Here is a 19,175-nt window from a genome sequence, read left to right as displayed (position 1 = left end):
AACAAAGAAAATGATGACCATTCCTGGGGTAGGAGAACAAACCATTGCCGGCTTTTTAGCGGAAGTAGGAAACCTCGAGGACTACAACCATCCTCAGCAAATCATCCGGCTTGCCGGGTTAAATCTTAGGGAGAACAGTTCCGGCCAACATAAAGGCAAATCTGCCATTTCTAAGCGGGGAAGGTCCAGGCTGCGTGCACTTCTGTACCGTTCAGTGTTAATCTTAGTCGCGAAAAATAAAGAATTTAAATATCTTCATCAGTACTACACTACACGTAGTGAACGACCCCTTAAGAAGAAGCAGTCACTCATTGCCCTATGTGGGAAATTAATACGTGTATTGTATTATTCAGGCTAGGGAACTTACTTATTGTGGACATGATGTTTTAGGACCGATGCATTCAAACTTGATACGGGAAGCAGCATAATATTGTTCAAAACATTAAATGAAGAGAAATCTATTTACTTAAATTAAAGCGAAACATTTTTTACGACAATTGAAGCAAGGAGAAGCCGAAGTGCAAATCCCATTAGGGCAAAGACCCCGTTTAAGAGCAAGAATCGGCCTCCACCCCTTGAGAGAACGGACGAAGGAATGTAAGGGCTTAGACCCAGTGTGATTTGGGAGGGTAAATTCCCAAGGGTGAATGTGGAGATCCATATGCGATTATATTATGGAATTTTTAGGAAATAACGTAATTTCCTCTGGTTTTGCACATTCATCTAATCCTATATTTTACAGATATTCAAATTTAATCCTTACTCAACCTTTTGTCAGATATGAAATCATGAGAAAACAAGAGTAAATAAGAGAAAACTTTAATTTATTGTGGGAGGGTTTTTGAATTTTTAAGAGCCATATCGTTTCTCCGGCACAGAAGAGGGTCCGCCTAACCTTAAAACAACTAATACCTTGTTTCCCTCAGGCAGCGGCCTGCTTAATCTCTGCCAGAAATTTTGAAAGACATCGAAAAGTAAACAAAAAAGGTATTCCAACAAGAGTGGGGGTGCAAAAGCACCTTCCTTTTTTTTCATAAAAATAATATAGTATTTATGTAACTTTTTATAAGTTATTTCCGACTAATCTAATGACGGAGGTGGGGAAAAGTGGACTCCGTTTTCCAAAGAATATATGAGAATCATCACCAGGATTTATTTCAGTTTTTATTCTATATGGTAAACAACCGCGAAACGGCTGAGGACCTTGTGCAGGAAGTTTATATCAGGGTATATAAATCCTTTGAACAATTTCAGGGGAAGAGCAGTGAAAAGACATGGCTTTATTCAATTGCGAGGAATACAGCTATCGATCATTTTAGAAAGCAAAAGAGCTGGAAACAGAGATTGCTTGAAAACTTTGACTGGGGTAAGAATGAAATAAAGGATGAACAGCCTCTGCCGGAGGAACTACTCATGGAGAAGGAAGAACTCCGTTTTGTATATGAAAGTCTTAAACATTGTACGGTAGATCAGAAAACGGTTATTATCCTTAGATACATACAGGATTTATCGATTATTGAAACGGCGGCGGTGCTGGGATGGACTGAGAGTAAAGTCAAAACCACACAGCACCGGGCCCTGAAAAGCTTAAAGAAGATGATCAACGAAGACACGGAGAAAGGAGGGGTGAGAATTGAAAAAATATAAGATGAGTGAACTTGAGATTCAGGAGGCATTGAAACAGTTTCCCAAGATTACAGACAGCCGTGGAAAAGAAGAGATTTTCAGAAAAGTAAGCCGGACTTCTATTAAACGCAAAGGTAAAAACCGCTGGATGCCTGCTGCAGCAAGTTTAGCCGCTATTATTCTATTCTCGATCCTAACCTCCTCCTTTATATTCTCGGATCAGTCGGCTAATGAAAAAGGATCAAGCCGCCAAGAACAGGCAAGTGATGTACGGCAATCCGACACATCCGGCGGTTCAGGCAAAAAAGCAGCTGAGGATCCTGATACTCAGGTTCCAAACAAAAATTTAGGGAATACGGATGAAAAAGAAGATGAGGCGGAAGAAGAAAAACCTGTTGAAGAAGATAAGACGGATGATCATTCCGAAACTGTGCCAGACAAGAAAGAAAATATTGTATTAAAAGCAGCAACTTTAAGCAGCAGTCTGGTACTGCCTGCTGATTCAGAAGAACATTCGTATATCACCCTGGCTGTACCTGATAGTCAACTTCAATATATCATTCCGATTACTTATGAAACAGAGAAGGCGGATAAGCAGGAGCTGCTGGACGTTCTTTTAGATAAGATGAAGACCATTAATGAAGAAGAGCTGGGCCTGATGGATTATTATCCATTAAATCTTGGCATTTCAATGGGAAAAGAAGAAGGAAGCATTAACATAGACTTTACAGACAAAAGTGAACTTAATAATCTGTATGAATTTGGCCTGTTAATGGCACTGGAAAACACATTTAGATATCAAGGGTATAATAAGATTACTTTTTCTACAGCAGGTAAACCTGGAATTGAATTACCCGATACGGGTCCAATCACAGAAAGGGTTCTTGAGCAAACGCCGAAACGGGCTTTTCTCATTTATCAAGCTGAAGAATCAAAGCCGAAGTTTTTAGTTCCGAATATTACTGCATCCAGTAATACGGTAGCGGAGGCTATAAAGGAAATGCAGAACTTCGAGCCTGTTAATTCTGCCAGTCCTTCTATTCCAGCCGATATTAAAATAGAAAAAGTGACTAATGAGAACGGCAGGCTTACGATTTCCCTGTCTAAGGATACACCCTTTAAGGATGATGAGAGCAGTCTGCTTGCGATCGAAGCCATTCTGCTTACGGCAAAAGATTTTGGCCTGACAGCTGTATTATTTGAGAATGCCGGACTTTCTGCCATCGGTCCGTATGATTTGACCAAAGAACTCGAGATACCCCTTGCACCGAATAGAATTCAATAGTAAAAAACCTGATTGGGCCATCCAGTCAGGTTTTTTGTTCTTTCTATGAATATTACCCGCTTTCTCCGTTTATGCTAATTAAATGTGCATGGAAAAATTAGGCTTATTTTGATGTTCTAAACCCGGACATACCTCATATTATATGGATATGTTTATTTTTAAGGAGGAAGCTATGCAAGATTATGGAAAGAGGTTTCTCATTGCCCTGCTTGTTGCTTTATGTATCAGCCTGTTGTTTATTGGAGGTACCTATTCACAAGCAGCTGAAATGAAGAAGGAATTGCCCGGCGAGTTTATATGGCCGGCAGAAGGGGTTATTACCGACTATTTCGGCACCAGAGGAGGCACCCATAAAGGGATAGATATAGCTGCTCCATTAAATACAGAGATAAAGGCAGCGGGCGGGGGTGCAGTTAGTAAGGCTTATACCTCAAATACATATGGAAATGTTATATTTATTAATCACGAAGGCCGATATGAAACAGTATACGCACACTTGAACAAAATCTTAGTTCAAGAAGGTGATTCAGTCAAAAAAGGGCAGATTATTGGAAAAATGGGTACTACCGGGTATTCTACAGGGGTACATCTCCATTTTGAAATTCACCAGCATAAATGGACTGTCCAAAAGGAATTCGCATTAGATCCTATAGCTGCTCTAGAACGCAGCCATATGCCAGCAGCCGGTCAGCCGGAAGCAAGCGGAAATCGCACAATGGATAAAAAAGCATTGGACTCTTACGTTGTAAAAGCGGGTGACACTCTCTGGAGAATCTCTAAGCAAGCCCATATGAGTGTAGAGGAGCTTAAGGAAATGAACGGACTGACAAGTGATTTCGTACAGGCAGGTCAGGTATTAAAGCTGGCTGCAGGAAATTAGGTAACCTTTTTCTAATTATTTAAAAATCTTTTAGGCTTAATGCTGGAATTTTCATGTTCCCCCCGTATAATAAAGAGATATATAAGGGGGGCAGGATATGCTTACTGATTATCATAATCATTTAGAAACAGGAACGTTAACTTTAGACTACCTGAAAAAGTTTACGGATAGCGCTGATGCTGGTAAGATTGAACATTTTGGGATCTCTGAACATGCCTATCATTTTTATGAGACAGCAGATATATTGCAAAATGAATGGGTGAACCCAAGAAGGTTTTATAAAATGGAGGATTATGTACATTTATTTCATCAGGCCTGGAATTTACAAATTGATGTGAAAATGTCCATAGAAATGGATTATACTCCAGGAAAGCATGAAGAAATGAAAAAATTTATTCAATCGTATGACTTTGATTACATAATCGGTTCGATTCACTGGATAGGAAGCTTCGGAATCGACTTAAAAGAATATATGCATGAGTGGGACAAAAGAGACGTTAATATGGTATACAAAGCATATTTTGATCAAGTGGTCACACTAGCAGAAAGTAATTTATTCGATATTATCGGTCATATCGATCTTGTAAAGATCTTTAATTATGTACCTTCGGAAGAGGAATTTCTGCTTGAACAGTATGACAGGGCGACGGAAGCACTTAAAAACTCCAAAACCTGTGTCGAAATAAGCACGGCTGGCCTTAGAAAGCCGGTTGGACAGATATATCCAGATAAACGGCTTTTAGATATGTGTTTCAGTAAGGGAATACCGATCGTTTTTTCATCGGATGCTCATTTTCCTGAGCATGTTGGCGCGGATTTCGATAAAGCAGAAAAAATGGCTGCCGAATCAGGATATACCAGCTTAATGACTTTTTCAAAGGGCGATAGAAAGCTAGTGCCGCTGGGCAAAGGAAAATAAGGAAAGTAAAAACGGGGTATAAAGTTTAGGCTTTATACCCCGTTCTTTATAATACAATATGATGTAAAAATGATATATCTTCTGAGCTTTCCAATTGATCAATGATGTTTTCACTCAGTGGTTTATCAAAGGTTAAGATCATAATCGCCTCACCGCCGGCTTGTTTTCGTCCTACCTGCATCGTTGCGATATTCACGTCATGATCTCCTAATACTTTGCCGACGCGTCCAATAACACCAGGTTTGTCTGTGTGCTGAATGTAAAGTAAATTTCCCTGAGGCTGAAAATCAATGTTAAAACCATTTAGATTTAAGATTCTAGGTCCATATTGATCTATGTAAGAGCCTCTAATTTCAAAGATTCTATTTTCTGCCTTGACGGTCAGGCTTATGGAATTTGCGTATCCATATGTTTTTTCAGAGACCTTTTCACCAATGGTGACTCCTCTTTCTTTTGCAACGAGAAGAGCATTTACTTCATTGACCGGTGTATCCACCATACGCTTAAAGAATCCCGCTGCAAGTGCCTTTGTCAGCAGGTTTTTCTCAAAGTCATCCGGAATGCCGGCATAGGTCACTGATAATTCAAGAACAGCCCTTTTTGTCAACTGGGAAGCGAGAGCCCCCATTTGCTTGACTAAAAGGTAATAAGGCTGAATTTTGTTAAATACCTCCTTGGAGATAGCAGGCAGATTAATTGAATTTGAGACAGGGTTTCCATTTAAATATTGTAGTACTTCCTGGGCAACCTGTGTAGCCACATTCAGTTGGGCCTCCTTTGTGGATGCACCTAGATGAGGTGTTACTATGATTTCATCCAGTTCTAACAGCTTATTGCCAAATGGAGGTTCCTCCACGAACACATCGAAAGCGGCACCAGCCACATGTTTTTCCATTATGGCCTGATACAGGGCATCCTCATCAATAATTCCGCCCCTTGCACAGTTAAGAAGGTAAACTCCCTTTTTACAGATTTTTAAATTGGTTTCATTTATTAATCCTTTTGTCTCTTTTGTCAGAGGCGTATGTACCGTGATAAAGTCGGCAGATTTCATCAATTCTTCTAGCGGGACAGCCTTTACATTTAATGATTTAGCCCGTTCAGCAGAGAAAAACGGATCATACACATACACATCCATACCAAAAGCCTTTGCACGTTTGGCAATCTCGCCGCCAATGCGGCCCATGCCAACAATCCCAAGATTTTTCCCATACAGCTCTGTGCCAATAAATTTAGCCCTTTTCCATTCCTTTTGCTTAAGAGAAGAATGAGCTTGTGGAATATTCCTTGCCAGCGAAGCCATCATGGCAAAAGTGTGCTCGGCCGTAGATATTGTATTTCCATCGGGAGCATTTACTACGACCACTCCATGCTTAGTTGCAGAAGCCACGTCTATGTTATCTATACCAACTCCGGCGCGTGCCACAATCTTAATGTTTGGCATGGCGCTGAGAAGCTCATCCGTGACCTTTGTTTCGCTCCTAACCAGTAAGGCATCAATACTTTCAAGTATCTCTCCTGCTTCAGTAACCGTTTGTTGAAGAAGTTCAATATTGGGCGCATCCAGCAAAGGACCAAGTCCTTCAGGTTTAATTGCATCTGCCACTAACACTCGAAACAAAATCATCACCAGCCAATCGTTTTTATAATATTGAATTTTCCGTTTATTCTACCTAACAAAAAAACAACTGTCAATTTGGTGAGAACGGTTGAAAGCGCTTAACGCTGCTTGATTTTGATTGAATTCTTGGATGAAATCATTTTATATAAAGGTATGGCAGCTCTTATTGCGAAATTTGAAAAATATATTTAACTGACACCATGAAAAAGCAAGATAAAGAGATAAAAGGCTCTGAGAATAGAAATCTTGCTGAGAATCACAAAGAGGAGGAGGAGAGATAATGGACGCAAAAGGAGAGGTGTTTGTTAAAGAAATTGATCGGCATGAGAGACCTCGCTATAAAGAATATCTGCTTCTTGCTGATGAAGATGAGTCAATTGTGAATGAATATCTGTTTGAAGGTGAAATGTTTGCCATTTACTTCAATGAAAGTCTTGCCGGTACTGTTCTTTTTGTTTTCCACCCGGGTGAAACTGTTGAACTAAAGAACATCGCACTCTTGCCAGAAGACAGGGGGAAGGGAATCGGCAAAGAAATTATCCGCTCCTTTTTAGAGCAATACAAAGAAAAAGGCTTTAAAAAAATGAAGGTGGGTACAGCTAATTCGAGCATTAGCAATATAGCTTTTTATCAGAAATCTGGTTTTCGCCTGGCCGGCATTGAAAAAAACTTTTTCTTACGGTATGGGGAAGAAATCTTCGAGGACGGCATCCAGGCAGTAGATATGATTTTGTTTGAAAAGTATTTATAAGGCAGCTTCCTCCATTAAGCTCATTGTAAGCTAAATATCTTCACATCGAGAAGTTTTTAGCTTATAATTATGTTGTATAAAATTTAATAGTCTATCTTCGGGGCAGGGTGCAATTCCCGACCGGCGGTGATGAGTCTATGATTCTAAGCCCGCGAGCCTGCAGTTTGGGCAGGATTTGGTGAGATTCCAAGGCCGACAGTAAAGTCTGGATGGGAGAAGATGGAGGTTCTGAGCGTTCTTTGAAAAAATTTTATCGAACGTTTATTTGAATTTGCCATTACTCCCTTCAGTGTTCAGCTGAGGGGTTTTTTAATGGTATTCAGCAAGGAACCTTTCCTCTTTTTTTCGCGATAGGCAAAAAGAAGGAGAGAATAAGCATGATCAGACATCAAAAGGTTAAAACATTAGTAGGAATTGGAATGTTCAGCAGTATATCGTATATTTTAATGCTGATGAATTTTCCGTTTCCAGGGTTCCCAAGCTTTTTGCTTGTGGACTTTAGCGATATTCCTGCACTAATTGCGGCGGTTATTTTTGGTCCAGCTGCAGGAATCATGGTGGAACTTATTAAGAATTCTCTTGACTACATGATGACAGGTGCAGTTACCGGTGTTCCGGTAGGCCAAATCGCTAACTTTTCAGCAGGAGTATTATTTGTATTGCCCGCTTATTATATTTACAAAAAAATAAGCACAAAAAAAGGAATGGCAGCTGGATTATTGGCTGGAACAGTTATTATGAGCCTTGTAATGAGTATATTAAATTATTTTGTATTCCTTCCGGCTTATACGCTGTTCCTTGGGGCTGAGGCAATGTCTTCCGCTCAAGCTAAACAAATGGTTGTATCTTTTATTTTTCCTTTCAATCTGGTTAAGGGATTTCTCATAACAGTTGTATTCATGCTGTTATTTGTCCGTTTAAATTCCTGGCTTGAAAAACAGACCGTCTATAAAAATATTTAAATAAAATAACCCCGCCGGTTTTTCGGCGGGGTTTTGCAATATGTTACGGTCTATTCAAATTTAACGGGATTGCCGTCAAACGGTTCATCTGCTACTTTTATTGAATCAGTTGGACAGCCTTCAAAAGCATCCATCATATCATCAATCAGAACATCTGGAATCTCTACAATTCCTTCGTTATCATCAAGTGTTACAAATGCAATGCCTTCATCATCATAATCATAAATATCTGGAGCTGCTGCACCGCAAGCACCGCAAGCAATACAAGTTTCTTTATCAACGATTGTGTATTTTGCCATAAATATACCCTCCCAAATTAATCACTATGTACTGTGTTTCCCTCCATTACGCAAAAGAAAACATTACTACTAGAGTTCATTGTAAAACTGTTTATACAACTTTTCAAGGAGAAATGCAATTGTCCAGCCCTTATCCTATCAGGATTTTCCAGGAAATTGAAAAGCTTGATCATTTATTCGAAAAAGAGACATGATATGACAATTTCATGACTTTTCTGCAGAAATTAACCCAAGTATCACTTAGTATTTGTTAAAATTAAAGGAGCTATAAGTTAATTTTGTTTTTCATGAAACGGGTGAAAGCGATGGTGGACAATTTTTTAGAAGCGCTCATATTAAAATGTCTCCAAAAGGTAAATGGAGAAAGATCTATTTCGGGAACGTACCATTTACTAAAAGGGAAAAAGTCCTCCCAGACGATACAAGACAGCCATCTGTTCGGCATTAACAGGTTCTTTGGCATATACCCGAATATCAATAGAGAAGAATTAAACTCAGTCATCCAAAAGTTTGTGGAAAATGGTCTTGCAAAAAAGCTGCCTAATAATAATTATGCAGTAACCGCAGCTGGCATGAAAGAGCTGGAGCATTATTTTAAAAAATATCCGTTTCCTGTTCATGTAAATGGATGGGACATACAAAATACCGGAGTTACTTTCTGGAAGAGACTTTCCCTGCTCATTCAAACGATATCGAATTTAGTGAGGAAACAGAAGGGGTTTTATCCAATTCAAAAAGATCCTGGTATCCAAAAATGGATAAAGAACTATATAAGCGGACAAAAATTAAGCAGGCAGGACCTCGGTGCGGCTCTCTTAAAAGAGTTATTGCCATTGCTTGAAGAAGTCAGCAGCCAGGAACGTGAGATATTTGTATTGCGCCTCAGCAGCAGCAAAAGAACTGGACTGACATATGCCCAGATAGCCCAGCAGCTGAACCTGGAGGAAACATATGTGTACTTTTTATTTGTGAATGTTATTCATTATATGATTACTAACATTAAGTCTGAAAAGAACTTATATAAATATCTTTCTATCCTGCTGGAAGGAGCTCCTGTTGCCGAAAAGCCTATAACTCTATCTACACATACAACATATCAGTATCTTTTGAATGGAGTCGATAAGGAAGAGGTAGCCCGTCTCAGAAATTTAAAGGTGAGTACGATAGAAGACCATATAGTGGAATTGGCGCTTACCGATTCGCACTTTGATACATCTCCTTATTTGCAAAAGGAGCTGGAGCAGGAAATAGCTTCAATAGCCATTTCCAATCAAACACGCAAATTGAAAGAAATTAAAGAACGTCTAACCGGCAATGCAAGTTATTTTCAAATCAGGCTGGTGCTGGCTAGATACGGAGAAAAAATATGAAATTGGAAGCTTATCTTGAAAAACATTTTGGATATACACAATTTAGGGATGGCCAAAAAGAAACCATTTCGGAAATAATGGCTGGGAATCATACATTAAGCATGCTCCCGACTGGAACTGGAAAGTCGCTTTGCTATCAGCTGCCTGTATACATGATGAATAAGCCGGCTGTAATCGTATCGCCGCTTCTTTCTCTAATGCAGGACCAGGCTGAACAGATAAAAGTAAGAGGAGAAAAAAGAGTAGTCTCTTTCAACTCCTTTTTGTCTTTTGAAGAAAAGCGGTATGCCTTAAATAATCTGCACACCTATCGATTCATTTTTGTTTCCCCGGAAATGTTGAATAGCAGACAGCTGCTTGCAGGATTAAAGAAGCTTGATATCGGTTTGTTTGTAATCGATGAAGCCCATTGTATTTCACAGTGGGGTTATGATTTCCGGCCGGATTATTTAAATCTCGGACCGGTTAGAAAACAACTTGGTGATCCTTTAACACTTGCACTGACTGCGACTGCTACTCCGGCCGTGCGGAGTGATATTATCAAGGAGCTTGGAGGAGACGAATTTACTGAAATTTTGTCCTCAGTTGATAGAGGCAATATAGCTTTAAAGGCAGAAAAATTTTCAAGTTATGAAGAGAAAGAGCAAAGACTCCTAACACTGGTCAAACAGTTACAAGGTCCTGGCATTGTTTATTTTTCGAGTAAAAAAACGGCTGAAACAGCTGCTGCCTTTCTTCAAACTCAGGGAAACGGCCGGTCAGCGTTTTATCACGGTGGATTAGAGCAAGAACAAAGGATTTTGATTCAGCAGCAATTTATAAATGGGGAACTCGATCTCATTTGTGCTACAAGTGCTTTTGGCATGGGAATTAATAAAGAAAACGTAAGGTATGTGATACACTTTCAAATGCCTATGCAAATGGAGTCGTATGTACAGGAAATTGGCCGTGCAGGACGAGATGGAAAAGAAAGTGCTGCAATTCTGCTCTATTTAGAGGGAGATGAAGGACTACAGCTTAGCTTTATAGAGCGGGAGCTTCCTGCGATAAATCAAGTAAAAGGAATCGTCCATTATTTAAAAAGCAAAAATGCCTCCTCAGGCGAAGAAGCAGCGCGGCTTTTGCAGAAAGATGATATAGGTGCTTTGTTTGCATTAAACGAAATTCAGTTAAGAATCATCCAGCACATGCTGCTTTCTTTACACGATTTACAAGATTTAAAATTAATCGAAGCTGAAATGATTTCATTCGTGGAAAACAGAAAAGAAGGTAAAGTCAAAAAACTTCGTACTTTATTAAGCTGGATCCACGCTAATACGTGCAGAAGAGAATTAATAACACGGTATTTTCACCAGAAAATTCAGCAAAAACCAGAACAATGCTGTGATTATTGCGGTATAGACTTAGAAGGTTTTTATCAGAAAGACCCACCGGAAAATCCGGCTGAATTCAGGCCGATTTTTGATTGGAAAGAGGAGCTTATAGAGATGCTTGTCCCGGGAAGGAACGAGTAATGAAAAATAAACAGGCAGAAATAATCAAGACGCTTTCTGATAGAGAATTAGTTTTTCATTTATTGCTTACTCAATTTCTTCTAGTCGTTTTATCAGTCGGATTAGGTATAGTTTTGTTTGACAATTGGTCAGAGTTCGAGAGTCTTTTTACTTTGAATGACAGCAGGATATGGACCATCGGGCTCCCGGCGGGTTTAATCGTTGTGGGGCTTGATTTACTACTCATGAAATTGGTTCCTGAAAGCTTATATGATGATGGAGGCATTAATGAGAGGATTTTCAAAAGCCTGTCTGTACCTATGTTAATCATTATTCCGCTGCTTATTGCAGTTTGCGAGGAACTACTTTTTAGAGGGGTGATTCAGACTCATACTGGATTAGTCTGGGCCAGCATTATTTTTGCACTTGTACATTATCGTTACTTATTTAAGTGGTATTTATTAGTAAATATGATTGTATTAAGCTTTTTAATCGGTTTTATTTTCAGTTGGACTGGTAATTTAATGGTAAGTATTATGGTCCATTTCATTATTGATTTCCTTTTGGGTCTTATCATTAAGTATAGACATCAATAATCTAAGCAGCCATTGAAAACGAAAGCGCCTCGCAAGTAAGGCTGATGGATAAAATCGCTACGTCCTTTGGCAACTCGATCTGACCCTCATCCTGCACGCCTCCTAAGCACCAGACGAGCAGGCTGCGGGAAGCGGTTTTCTTCACATGGATTGATTGTCCTGTGACTCGAGGGTCTAAGTGCTGGCGATAGACATTATGAAAAACGGAAGCACCTTGCTCAGGACAAGCACAAGACGAGCGGGCTGTGGGAAGCGGTTTTCTTCCCATGGATTGGTTGGCCTGTTACTCGAGGGTCTAGGTGCTGAAGTTAGACATCGTATGATGAAAAGAGGAATGAAAGATGGAGAATAGAACAAGGTCCTTAGAACAGGAAGGTTCTGTAAGCTATTCAATGAAAAATGATAAACAACCTGTGCTTTCTCGAGCTGAATTACATAGGAAAAAAAGAACCAAGAAAAAATGGAAAATTAAGTTTCCCCTGCTGAAATTTCTATCCCTATTGTTTATTTTGCTTCCTGTGACCATATATAGCGCCTACCAATATTTTGGCAGCCAGTCATCCGATTCTGACTCACTTAAAAACGGTTTCGAAACGGTGGAAGTGTTTAAAGGTGAGAAACTAAATGAAAATGCTGCTGCAGAAAATGCATCAGTAAATGAAATTCATAAAGAAACCCAGCCTGTGACCTCCAGCCAGAAAGAAACGGAGAAGCCTAGAGAAAATGAGCAGATTCTAAGTAACGAATCAGCTGTACAAGCAGTTCCTGATAAGAAAGAGATTCAAGTAGAAGAAGCACCTCAAGAGCCTCTCGATAAAAATCAAAATAATGAGTACCGAGTTGTTTACCACACCGTGCAGCCTAAAGAAACGGTCTTCAGAATTTCCATGAAGTATTATAACTCTCAAGATGGTATTGCCCTGATTCGAGAGTGGAACGGATTATCAGGAAATGAAATTTCTGCCGGGCAGAAGCTTAAAATACCTCTAAAGAAATGAAATTTATTACAAAGACATCCTCATCCCGGAGCGGGTAGGATGTTTTTTTGCTGTTTGCTCGAAGGTGCTGATTTGTGCATTGAGCTGATTTTAGTTAAAAATTTAATAGAAGGAGCTGAATATGAGAAGCTCGAGGAACTTTTCGCTCAGAAAAATGATGAGAGTTACCACCCTTAGATGGTTAAGCGCTCCCAAGGAGTACAAGAAAACGAATCTTTAAGGGATTAACCTAACAATTTTTGAAACCGAAAAGTACCTCTGACTGACTATTTTTAAATATTAGACATTATTAACCCAGAATATTGGAAGGCGCGTTTTTCCTGAATCCTTAAAAAAAGACAGTAAACAATAGAGAAGTAATAGTTTCATTGACAAGCTCATAATTATAAATAGGGAGAATTTGAGATTAAGGAGCGGGTTATTATGGAACCATCAATAGTCATGCTTGATGATAAAACCGATCAGGCAACTAAACAAATGCTTCAAGCCGTTGTAAAAAGACAACAAAAATTTAAGAAGTATAAACACAATCATATCCTGACACTTTGTGCTTGTTTGATGATTAGTCTGATGTTTTTGCTTTATGTGTATTGGTTTATTGCCAAGCCTTACTCTTATTCCTTTTTTGCGATGTTTTCTGCTTTTGTCAACAATTCTCTGAACTTCTTCTATTTATCTGTAACAATTGGTTTATATGGGTATATGATTGTTCTTAAAAAAAAGGTGGATAAGGCTGAAAAGGAGTTTCATGCTTTAAGGTGTGAAATCATAGAAAAAAGCAAGGACTTATGGAGGCCTGAATCCGCATGGAAAGCCCGCCACACCGTATACGATATGATGAAAAAGAATTTTGATATTAACCTCTATCATGAGAATAAGTAAAGGAAGACAGCTGAGTATTTGAATAGAACTGTTTTCGCTTAGAAAGGGTTTAACTAGCTTGCTGCCTGGATATCAGGTCCATTCAAGGTGAAATGCTTATTTATGGTTTAAAGCATTAAAGATTTAAAGAAAAGAGCTTTGGTAAAAAAGGGAAAGTCAAACTCATGTGGAATATAAGTAAAGAGACCTAATTATATATTTCATGAGGTGATCGTTATGTTTGTAAAAAGTATTATGATTCCTAAGCATAATTGCTGCACAATTCAGACGGGAGAACCTATCGCGGCTGCGTTAAAAAAGCTTGAGGAAAATAAAATTGACGCCCTTCCAGTTTTAGAGGGAGAAAAGTATGCGGGAATTATTACCCGCCATGATCTCTACGAATATTTCTTTCTATCAAATCAATCAAAAGAAACCTTTTTGGCAGAGGTTCCCGTGATTGAGATTGCAAAACAGTACAAAGACCGGTTTATCAAAGGTGATGAAATTTTCGAAAGAACATTATTAGCATTAAAAGACTTTCCTATTATGCCGCTTGTTGGCGGTAAAAGTGAATTTCTTGGGATAGTAACAAGATTTGATGTATTAGAACAATTCCAAAGTGCGTTTGGAATGAACCGGCCGGGCGTAAGAATTGCTTTTACCTCTGTGGAAACAGAAGGGCGGATAGCCAAAGTGACAGACATTGCCCACCAATTTCATGAGCATATTATCTCGCTGGTAACTTTTGACGATTCCGATAAATTGGTTAGAAGAATCGTCATGAAAATTGAAAAAAATCATAATATCCAGAAGTTTATGGATAAGCTTGAATCCTCAGGCTTTAGAATTTTAAATGTAACGGAAGATTAAAAGAGTTATTTTTAACACCCCTCTCATAAATTTCTTATGGGAGGGATTTTTATGCTGATACGAATTTTGCAAATCGTTTCTGGGTTTTTGTCCGGTTATTTATTTATGGAATGGATCCACATTCCTGAGCCTTTTATTTTTGCTGAATTTATTTCAACTATTATATTGGAGCCTCACTATTTTTTTGCGGCAGCGGCAGCTTTTCTGGCATGTTTTTTAATTCATGCGGTCCTTCTAAGAGATGCGGTTAGCCCAATTTTAAAAAGGAAAGAGAAAATCAATAAGCTGGATTTTTTTTTATGCTGTCAAGCGGCTACATCTTTTGCTGCCCTATTTATGATAAACAAAGCTCTGGCAGTTCTGCTTTTTAGTTTTGCTGGGATTTATGGTATGATTTCAATAGATTTTTCGGAAAAAGGTAAAAATAAGCAATCTGGCAGCTAAGGAGTATGTATGGGAATATATTTGATATTAATCGTAATCATCACAGGTTTGCTGCTGCTTTTATATATGTGGAAACAGGCCTTTCTTGACCAAGTTCTTGAAACCTCGCTTTATTTTGAGGATTTCCCTGCAAGCTTCGGGAAAGTAACCATTTTTTTTATCTCAGATATTCATAAAAGGTCCATTACAGACGTGATAATCAATAAGGCAAGAGGCAAAGCGGATATTGTTGTAGTAGGCGGGGACCTTGCTGAAGGCAAAGTTCCTTTCTCGAGGATAGAAAGCAACCTAAAAAAACTAAAGGAAATAGGGCCTGTATATTTTGTATGGGGCAATAATGACTATGAAACAGATTATCATCTCCTGGATGCAACCCTTCTTAAATATGGGGTTAAAATACTCGATAACACGTCTGTTTTATTCGAATCAGAAACTGGCGAAAAGATGTGCCTCCTTGGAATAGATTATATGGACGGCGAACGAGACAGGCTTGATTTAGCAATTCAGGATGCAGATGAGGGTGCCTTTCGAATTCTTATCAGCCATACTCCTGCTATACTCAAACAGATTGAGCCTGACAGTAATATTAGCTTACTATTAAGCGGGCATACCCACGGAGGGCAAATTAGAATCCTTGGGTTTGGAAGGTACAGAAAAGGCAGGATTGCTAAAAAAGGCAGCACCACTTATCTGGTGAGCAATGGCTATGGAACAAGTCTAGTACCTTTAAGGCTGGGAGCAAAACCAGAAACACATTTAATCACGCTCTTACCGAAAGAAAAGGATAAGAAATAGGGGAAATAGTGTAAGCTATTATTTTTTGGAGGATTTATATGGCTAGGCAAGTACCAAAATATAACATCAAAGCTGCATCAAATCTGCTCGGTATAAGATCTGGAACCTTGCGTGCCTGGGAAAGACGATACCAGTTTATTGCACCTGTAAGAAATGAATCGGGGCATAGAATGTATACAGAAGAACATATCGGTATACTCAGGTGGCTCGTTTCTAAAGTGAACGAGGGATTTACGATCAGCCAGGCTGTTTCATTATTAGAAAGTGAAGCGCAGCATATAAATGAACAAGCAGAAACCCAAGAACGCAAAAGAAACGAGGGGCAGGAAGAAACTCTGGTCCATGAGCTTTTGGGCTGCCTGCTCGTATTTAATGAAAACAAAGCACATGAACTCATGGATCGCATTTTCAGTATTTATACGATAGAAAAGGCCATTATCGATGTACTCGGGCATGTAATCATACAAGTAGGTGATTTATGGGAGCGGGGGAAAATAACGGCTGCTCATGAACACTTTGCAACTTCCATACTGAGGTCAAGAATCGGCTATATTATGCATACCATACCCCAAAACAGCCTGCTGCCTAAAGCAGCCGCTGTTTGTGCTCCAGGGGAGCAGCATGAACTTGGACTTTTGATTTATACCTTATTTTTGAGGCTGAAGGGGTTTCAAGTTGTCTATCTAGGACAAAGTGTGCCTGAAAAAGACTTGCAGACAGTCCTTTCCATTATTGAACCAAAGCTGTTATTTATATCTTGTACTTTACCAAAAAATCTTGAACCGTCCCTTCATTTGATAAATGACATTCAAACACAATATCCGGACATTCAGATAGGTATAGGCGGGAGCGGCACGCAAAATCTGACATCTGCTCAGCGTGAAACGTATTCATCATGTATCGTAGGCGAGACAAAAAGCGAGTGGAGCAGATGGATACAAGATAAGATTGGCAGAATGTAATAAGCTTAGGATATGCACCTGCGGATTTCATCTTCATATGATGTAGAGAAGATGGGGGATTCCAGGAGGCATTTGCATGAAGCTTGAGCGGTTGTCCAGCAACAAAATTAAAATCTTTTTAACCTTTGATGACTTAATGGACCGCGGATTAACAACAGATGATATTAAAGGGAATTCGCTTAAGGTTCATAAATTATTCTATAGTATGATAGAAGAAGCTTGCACCGAAATGGATTTTGAGATGATCGGATCAATTGGAGTAGAAATTTTCTCTCTAAAAGCCCAAGGACTAATTGTAATTGTAACGAGAGAAGAGGATGAAGATCTGCTCGATGACACTGACTCCATATTTGAATTGGACGTAAGACTTGCCGATAATTTTCATATTTTTTATGAATTTAAAGATTTGGAAGATGTTATCCAGCTTTGCCGACTGTTAAAAACATTTGGACTGCATTCCGGTTCCTTATATTTTTATGGGAAAAGCTATTTTCTGCTCCTTAAAGATGTTTCAGAAAACCTTCATGAAACAGTCATCTCAATCGCTTCTGAATATGGCTGTCCCACTACAATGACTTTATGCCGTATTGTAGAGTATGGTAAAACTATTATTGACGATAGTGCAATTAAAACAATGACTCATTATTTTAAATGACCAAAGAAGATCTGGACACCTAATATCAATGCATATTTATGCAATAGGCAGTTTACCGTTTTAACGGAAATTGCCTTTTTATTATGATCAGGCATTTTCACCATCACATATCAGGAAAGTCAGTAAACACCTCGGTTTGCGTGATTTGTTTATATATATTCAAAGGCTTCTCACAGAGAGAAAAATACTAAATGACAGCGTTTTCAAAAGCGTCTAATAAAATGTATTTTTCTAAATTTTTACCTTTGCATATATGTTTTTAAGGTGTATACTATGTCTGATAGAACGACCCTACCCGATTATAGAAATCTTAGGAGGATTCAAATGGTAGCCGAAAAAAGCAACGAAACTACAACTCAAGAAGATAAGCATGATGTGCTTAAATCGACTCAAACAGTAATTCATAAAGCACTTGATAAGCTTGGATATCCTGAGGAAGTATATGAACTTCTTAAAGAACCAATTAGAATGATGACCGTTAAGATACCAATCCGTATGGATGATGGATCTATAAAAATATTCACCGGCTTTAGAGCTCAGCACAACGATGCAGTCGGACCTACTAAAGGCGGAATACGTTTTCACCCTAACGTAACAGAAAGAGAAGTAAAAGCGCTTTCGATCTGGATGAGCTTAAAGTGCGGTATCGTTGACTTGCCTTACGGCGGAGGCAAAGGCGGAATTATTTGTGATCCTAGAAATATGTCATTCCATGAGCTTGAGCGCCTGAGCCGTGGATATGTAAGGGCTATCAGCCAAATTGTCGGGCCGACAAAAGATATACCGGCACCAGATGTGTTTACAAACTCTCAAATTATGGCATGGATGATGGACGAGTACAGCCGAATTGATGAATTTAACTCACCTGGATTCATCACAGGAAAGCCGCTTGTTCTAGGCGGATCCCATGGGCGTGAATCTGCTACAGCTAAAGGAGTAACCATTTGTATCCGTGAAGCTGCCAGCAAAAAAGGCATTAATATAGAAGGAGCCCGTGTGGTTGTCCAGGGATTTGGAAACGCAGGAAGCTTCCTGGCTAAATTCATGCACGATGCAGGAGCAAAAGTAATCGGTATATCTGATGCTTATGGAGCACTTTATGACCCGAATGGATTGGATATTGATTATCTGCTTGACCGCCGCGACAGCTTTGGAACAGTTACTAAGCTATTTAAAAATACGATTTCCAACAAAGAACTCCTTGAATTAGACTGTGATATTCTAGTTCCAGCTGCCATTGAAAACCAAATTACAGAAGAAAATGCACACAATATCCGAGCATCCATTGTCGTAGAAGCAGCGAACGGTCCTACAACCATAGAAGCTACCCAAATCCTGACTGACAGAGGCATTCTTCTCGTACCGGATGTACTGGCATCTTCCGGCGGTGTAACCGTATCCTATTTTGAATGGGTACAGAACAATCAAGGCTACTACTGGACAGAAGAAGAAGTCGAAGAAAGACTTGAAAAAATCCTCGTCAAATCATTCAACAACATTTACGACACTGCCCAAAGCAGACGAGTAGACATGCGTCTCGCTGCCTACATGGTAGGAGTAAGAAAAATGGCCGAAGCCAGCAGATTCCGAGGCTGGATTTAAGAAGAGCGGAGAACGGTGCTTTTCTGCACTATTCTCTTTAAAGGAAGCTATGCTCATTGCTTAGCTTCCTTATCTTTTCACCAACTAATGAAAAGCAGACACCTGACAGGCGTAAGACGAGCGGCAGCGAAAGGCCGCCTTTGCCTTTTGATGGCGATTGGCTTACGACCGAAGGTGTCAGTT

Annotated in this window: 19 protein-coding genes, 1 pseudogene and 1 riboswitch; of the genes and pseudogenes, 18 read left to right on the top strand and 2 right to left on the bottom strand. The window is 39.3% G+C overall.

The features are described 5' to 3' along the window. From JOC77_RS20240 to JOC77_RS20220, 5 genes and pseudogenes are all read left to right on the top strand, one after another. Window positions 1–355 (top strand): annotated as a pseudogene (locus tag JOC77_RS20240) (transposase); the annotation flags it as partial. 752 nt (window positions 356–1,107) lie between these two features. Further along, window positions 1,108–1,647: an RNA polymerase sigma factor SigX gene (gene sigX, locus JOC77_RS20235; RefSeq protein ID WP_204548080.1), complete on the top strand. Its 540-nt coding sequence runs from the start codon at window positions 1,108–1,110 to the stop codon at window positions 1,645–1,647. After that, window positions 1,634–2,911 carry a GerMN domain-containing protein gene (locus JOC77_RS20230; protein WP_204548078.1) on the top strand — a complete coding sequence of 426 codons (1,278 nt, stop codon included), beginning with the start codon at window positions 1,634–1,636 and terminating at the stop codon, window positions 2,909–2,911. The genes sigX and JOC77_RS20230 overlap by 14 nt, the downstream gene beginning before the upstream one ends. Before the next feature lie 172 nt (window positions 2,912–3,083). Next, window positions 3,084–3,791: a peptidoglycan DD-metalloendopeptidase family protein gene (locus JOC77_RS20225; protein WP_204548076.1), complete on the top strand. Its 708-nt coding sequence runs from the start codon at window positions 3,084–3,086 to the stop codon at window positions 3,789–3,791. A 97-nt stretch (window positions 3,792–3,888) separates the two neighbouring features. Further along, entirely contained in the window at window positions 3,889–4,710 is an 822-nt protein-coding gene (locus JOC77_RS20220) for a histidinol-phosphatase (RefSeq protein ID WP_204548073.1), read from the top strand. Window positions 4,711–4,756: 46 nt separating this feature from the next. Here the strand turns inward: JOC77_RS20220 and serA are convergent, their stop codons facing one another. Next, window positions 4,757–6,331: a phosphoglycerate dehydrogenase gene (serA, locus tag JOC77_RS20215; protein WP_204548070.1), complete on the bottom strand. Its 1,575-nt coding sequence runs from the start codon at window positions 6,329–6,331 to the stop codon at window positions 4,757–4,759. Window positions 6,332–6,611: 280 nt separating this feature from the next. Between serA and JOC77_RS20210 the strand changes: the two genes are divergently transcribed. Together JOC77_RS20210 and JOC77_RS20205 are read left to right on the top strand one after the other, a co-directional pair. Further along, window positions 6,612–7,082 (top strand): GNAT family N-acetyltransferase, encoded by a 471-nt coding sequence (locus JOC77_RS20210; protein WP_204548067.1) that lies wholly within the window; start codon window positions 6,612–6,614, stop codon window positions 7,080–7,082. Window positions 7,083–7,171: 89 nt separating this feature from the next. After that, window positions 7,172–7,307: riboswitch (FMN riboswitch) on the top strand. Between the two features lie 152 nt (window positions 7,308–7,459). Then, window positions 7,460–8,044, top strand: coding sequence for an ECF transporter S component (locus JOC77_RS20205; protein WP_204548064.1), 585 nt, complete (start codon window positions 7,460–7,462; stop codon window positions 8,042–8,044). A gap of 50 nt (window positions 8,045–8,094) precedes the next feature. On the opposite strand, the gene JOC77_RS20200 is transcribed toward JOC77_RS20205, so the two are convergent. Next, entirely contained in the window at window positions 8,095–8,343 is a 249-nt protein-coding gene (locus JOC77_RS20200) for a ferredoxin (RefSeq protein ID WP_204548050.1), read from the bottom strand. A 305-nt stretch (window positions 8,344–8,648) separates the two neighbouring features. Here JOC77_RS20200 and JOC77_RS20195 point away from each other — a divergent pair, with 305 nt between their 5' ends. From JOC77_RS20195 to JOC77_RS20145, 11 genes are all read left to right on the top strand, one after another. Next, window positions 8,649–9,713, top strand: a complete 1,065-nt coding sequence (locus tag JOC77_RS20195) for a YpbB family protein (protein WP_204548047.1) — start codon at window positions 8,649–8,651, stop codon at window positions 9,711–9,713. Continuing rightward, window positions 9,710–11,227 (top strand): RecQ family ATP-dependent DNA helicase, encoded by a 1,518-nt coding sequence (locus JOC77_RS20190; protein ID WP_204548044.1) that lies wholly within the window; start codon window positions 9,710–9,712, stop codon window positions 11,225–11,227. The genes JOC77_RS20195 and JOC77_RS20190 overlap by 4 nt, the downstream gene beginning before the upstream one ends. Continuing rightward, window positions 11,227–11,802 carry a CPBP family intramembrane glutamic endopeptidase gene (locus JOC77_RS20185; protein ID WP_204548041.1) on the top strand — a complete coding sequence of 192 codons (576 nt, stop codon included), beginning with the start codon at window positions 11,227–11,229 and terminating at the stop codon, window positions 11,800–11,802. Before JOC77_RS20190 ends, JOC77_RS20185 begins: the two co-directional genes overlap by 1 nt. A gap of 341 nt (window positions 11,803–12,143) precedes the next feature. Continuing rightward, window positions 12,144–12,800, top strand: coding sequence for a LysM peptidoglycan-binding domain-containing protein (locus JOC77_RS20180; RefSeq protein ID WP_204548039.1), 657 nt, complete (start codon window positions 12,144–12,146; stop codon window positions 12,798–12,800). Window positions 12,801–13,223: 423 nt separating this feature from the next. Next, window positions 13,224–13,682 carry a YpbF family protein gene (locus JOC77_RS20175; RefSeq protein WP_204548035.1) on the top strand — a complete coding sequence of 153 codons (459 nt, stop codon included), beginning with the start codon at window positions 13,224–13,226 and terminating at the stop codon, window positions 13,680–13,682. A 216-nt stretch (window positions 13,683–13,898) separates the two neighbouring features. Further along, window positions 13,899–14,534, top strand: a complete 636-nt coding sequence (locus JOC77_RS20170; protein WP_204548033.1) for a CBS domain-containing protein — start codon at window positions 13,899–13,901, stop codon at window positions 14,532–14,534. Window positions 14,535–14,585: 51 nt separating this feature from the next. Continuing rightward, entirely contained in the window at window positions 14,586–14,978 is a 393-nt protein-coding gene (locus JOC77_RS20165) for a hypothetical protein (RefSeq protein WP_204548020.1), read from the top strand. A gap of 9 nt (window positions 14,979–14,987) precedes the next feature. After that, window positions 14,988–15,773, top strand: coding sequence for a metallophosphoesterase (locus tag JOC77_RS20160; protein ID WP_204548017.1), 786 nt, complete (start codon window positions 14,988–14,990; stop codon window positions 15,771–15,773). A 38-nt stretch (window positions 15,774–15,811) separates the two neighbouring features. Next, entirely contained in the window at window positions 15,812–16,735 is a 924-nt protein-coding gene (locus JOC77_RS20155; RefSeq protein WP_204548014.1) for a MerR family transcriptional regulator, read from the top strand. 76 nt (window positions 16,736–16,811) lie between these two features. Continuing rightward, on the top strand, window positions 16,812–17,390 hold the full coding sequence (locus JOC77_RS20150; RefSeq protein ID WP_204548011.1) for an adaptor protein MecA: 579 nt from the start codon (window positions 16,812–16,814) through the stop codon (window positions 17,388–17,390). Between the two features lie 324 nt (window positions 17,391–17,714). Further along, complete coding sequence (locus JOC77_RS20145; RefSeq protein ID WP_204547997.1) at window positions 17,715–18,992, top strand: Glu/Leu/Phe/Val family dehydrogenase; 1,278 nt, start codon at window positions 17,715–17,717, stop codon at window positions 18,990–18,992. Window positions 18,993–19,175: the final 183 nt, after the last annotated feature.

Origin of the sequence: Peribacillus deserti (assembly GCF_016909175.1) — a bacterium.
Classification (GTDB): domain Bacteria; phylum Bacillota; class Bacilli; order Bacillales; family DSM-1321; genus Paraperibacillus; species Paraperibacillus deserti.
Note: the sequence above shows the minus strand (reverse complement) of the source record. Positions and strands in the feature narration are given on the sequence as shown.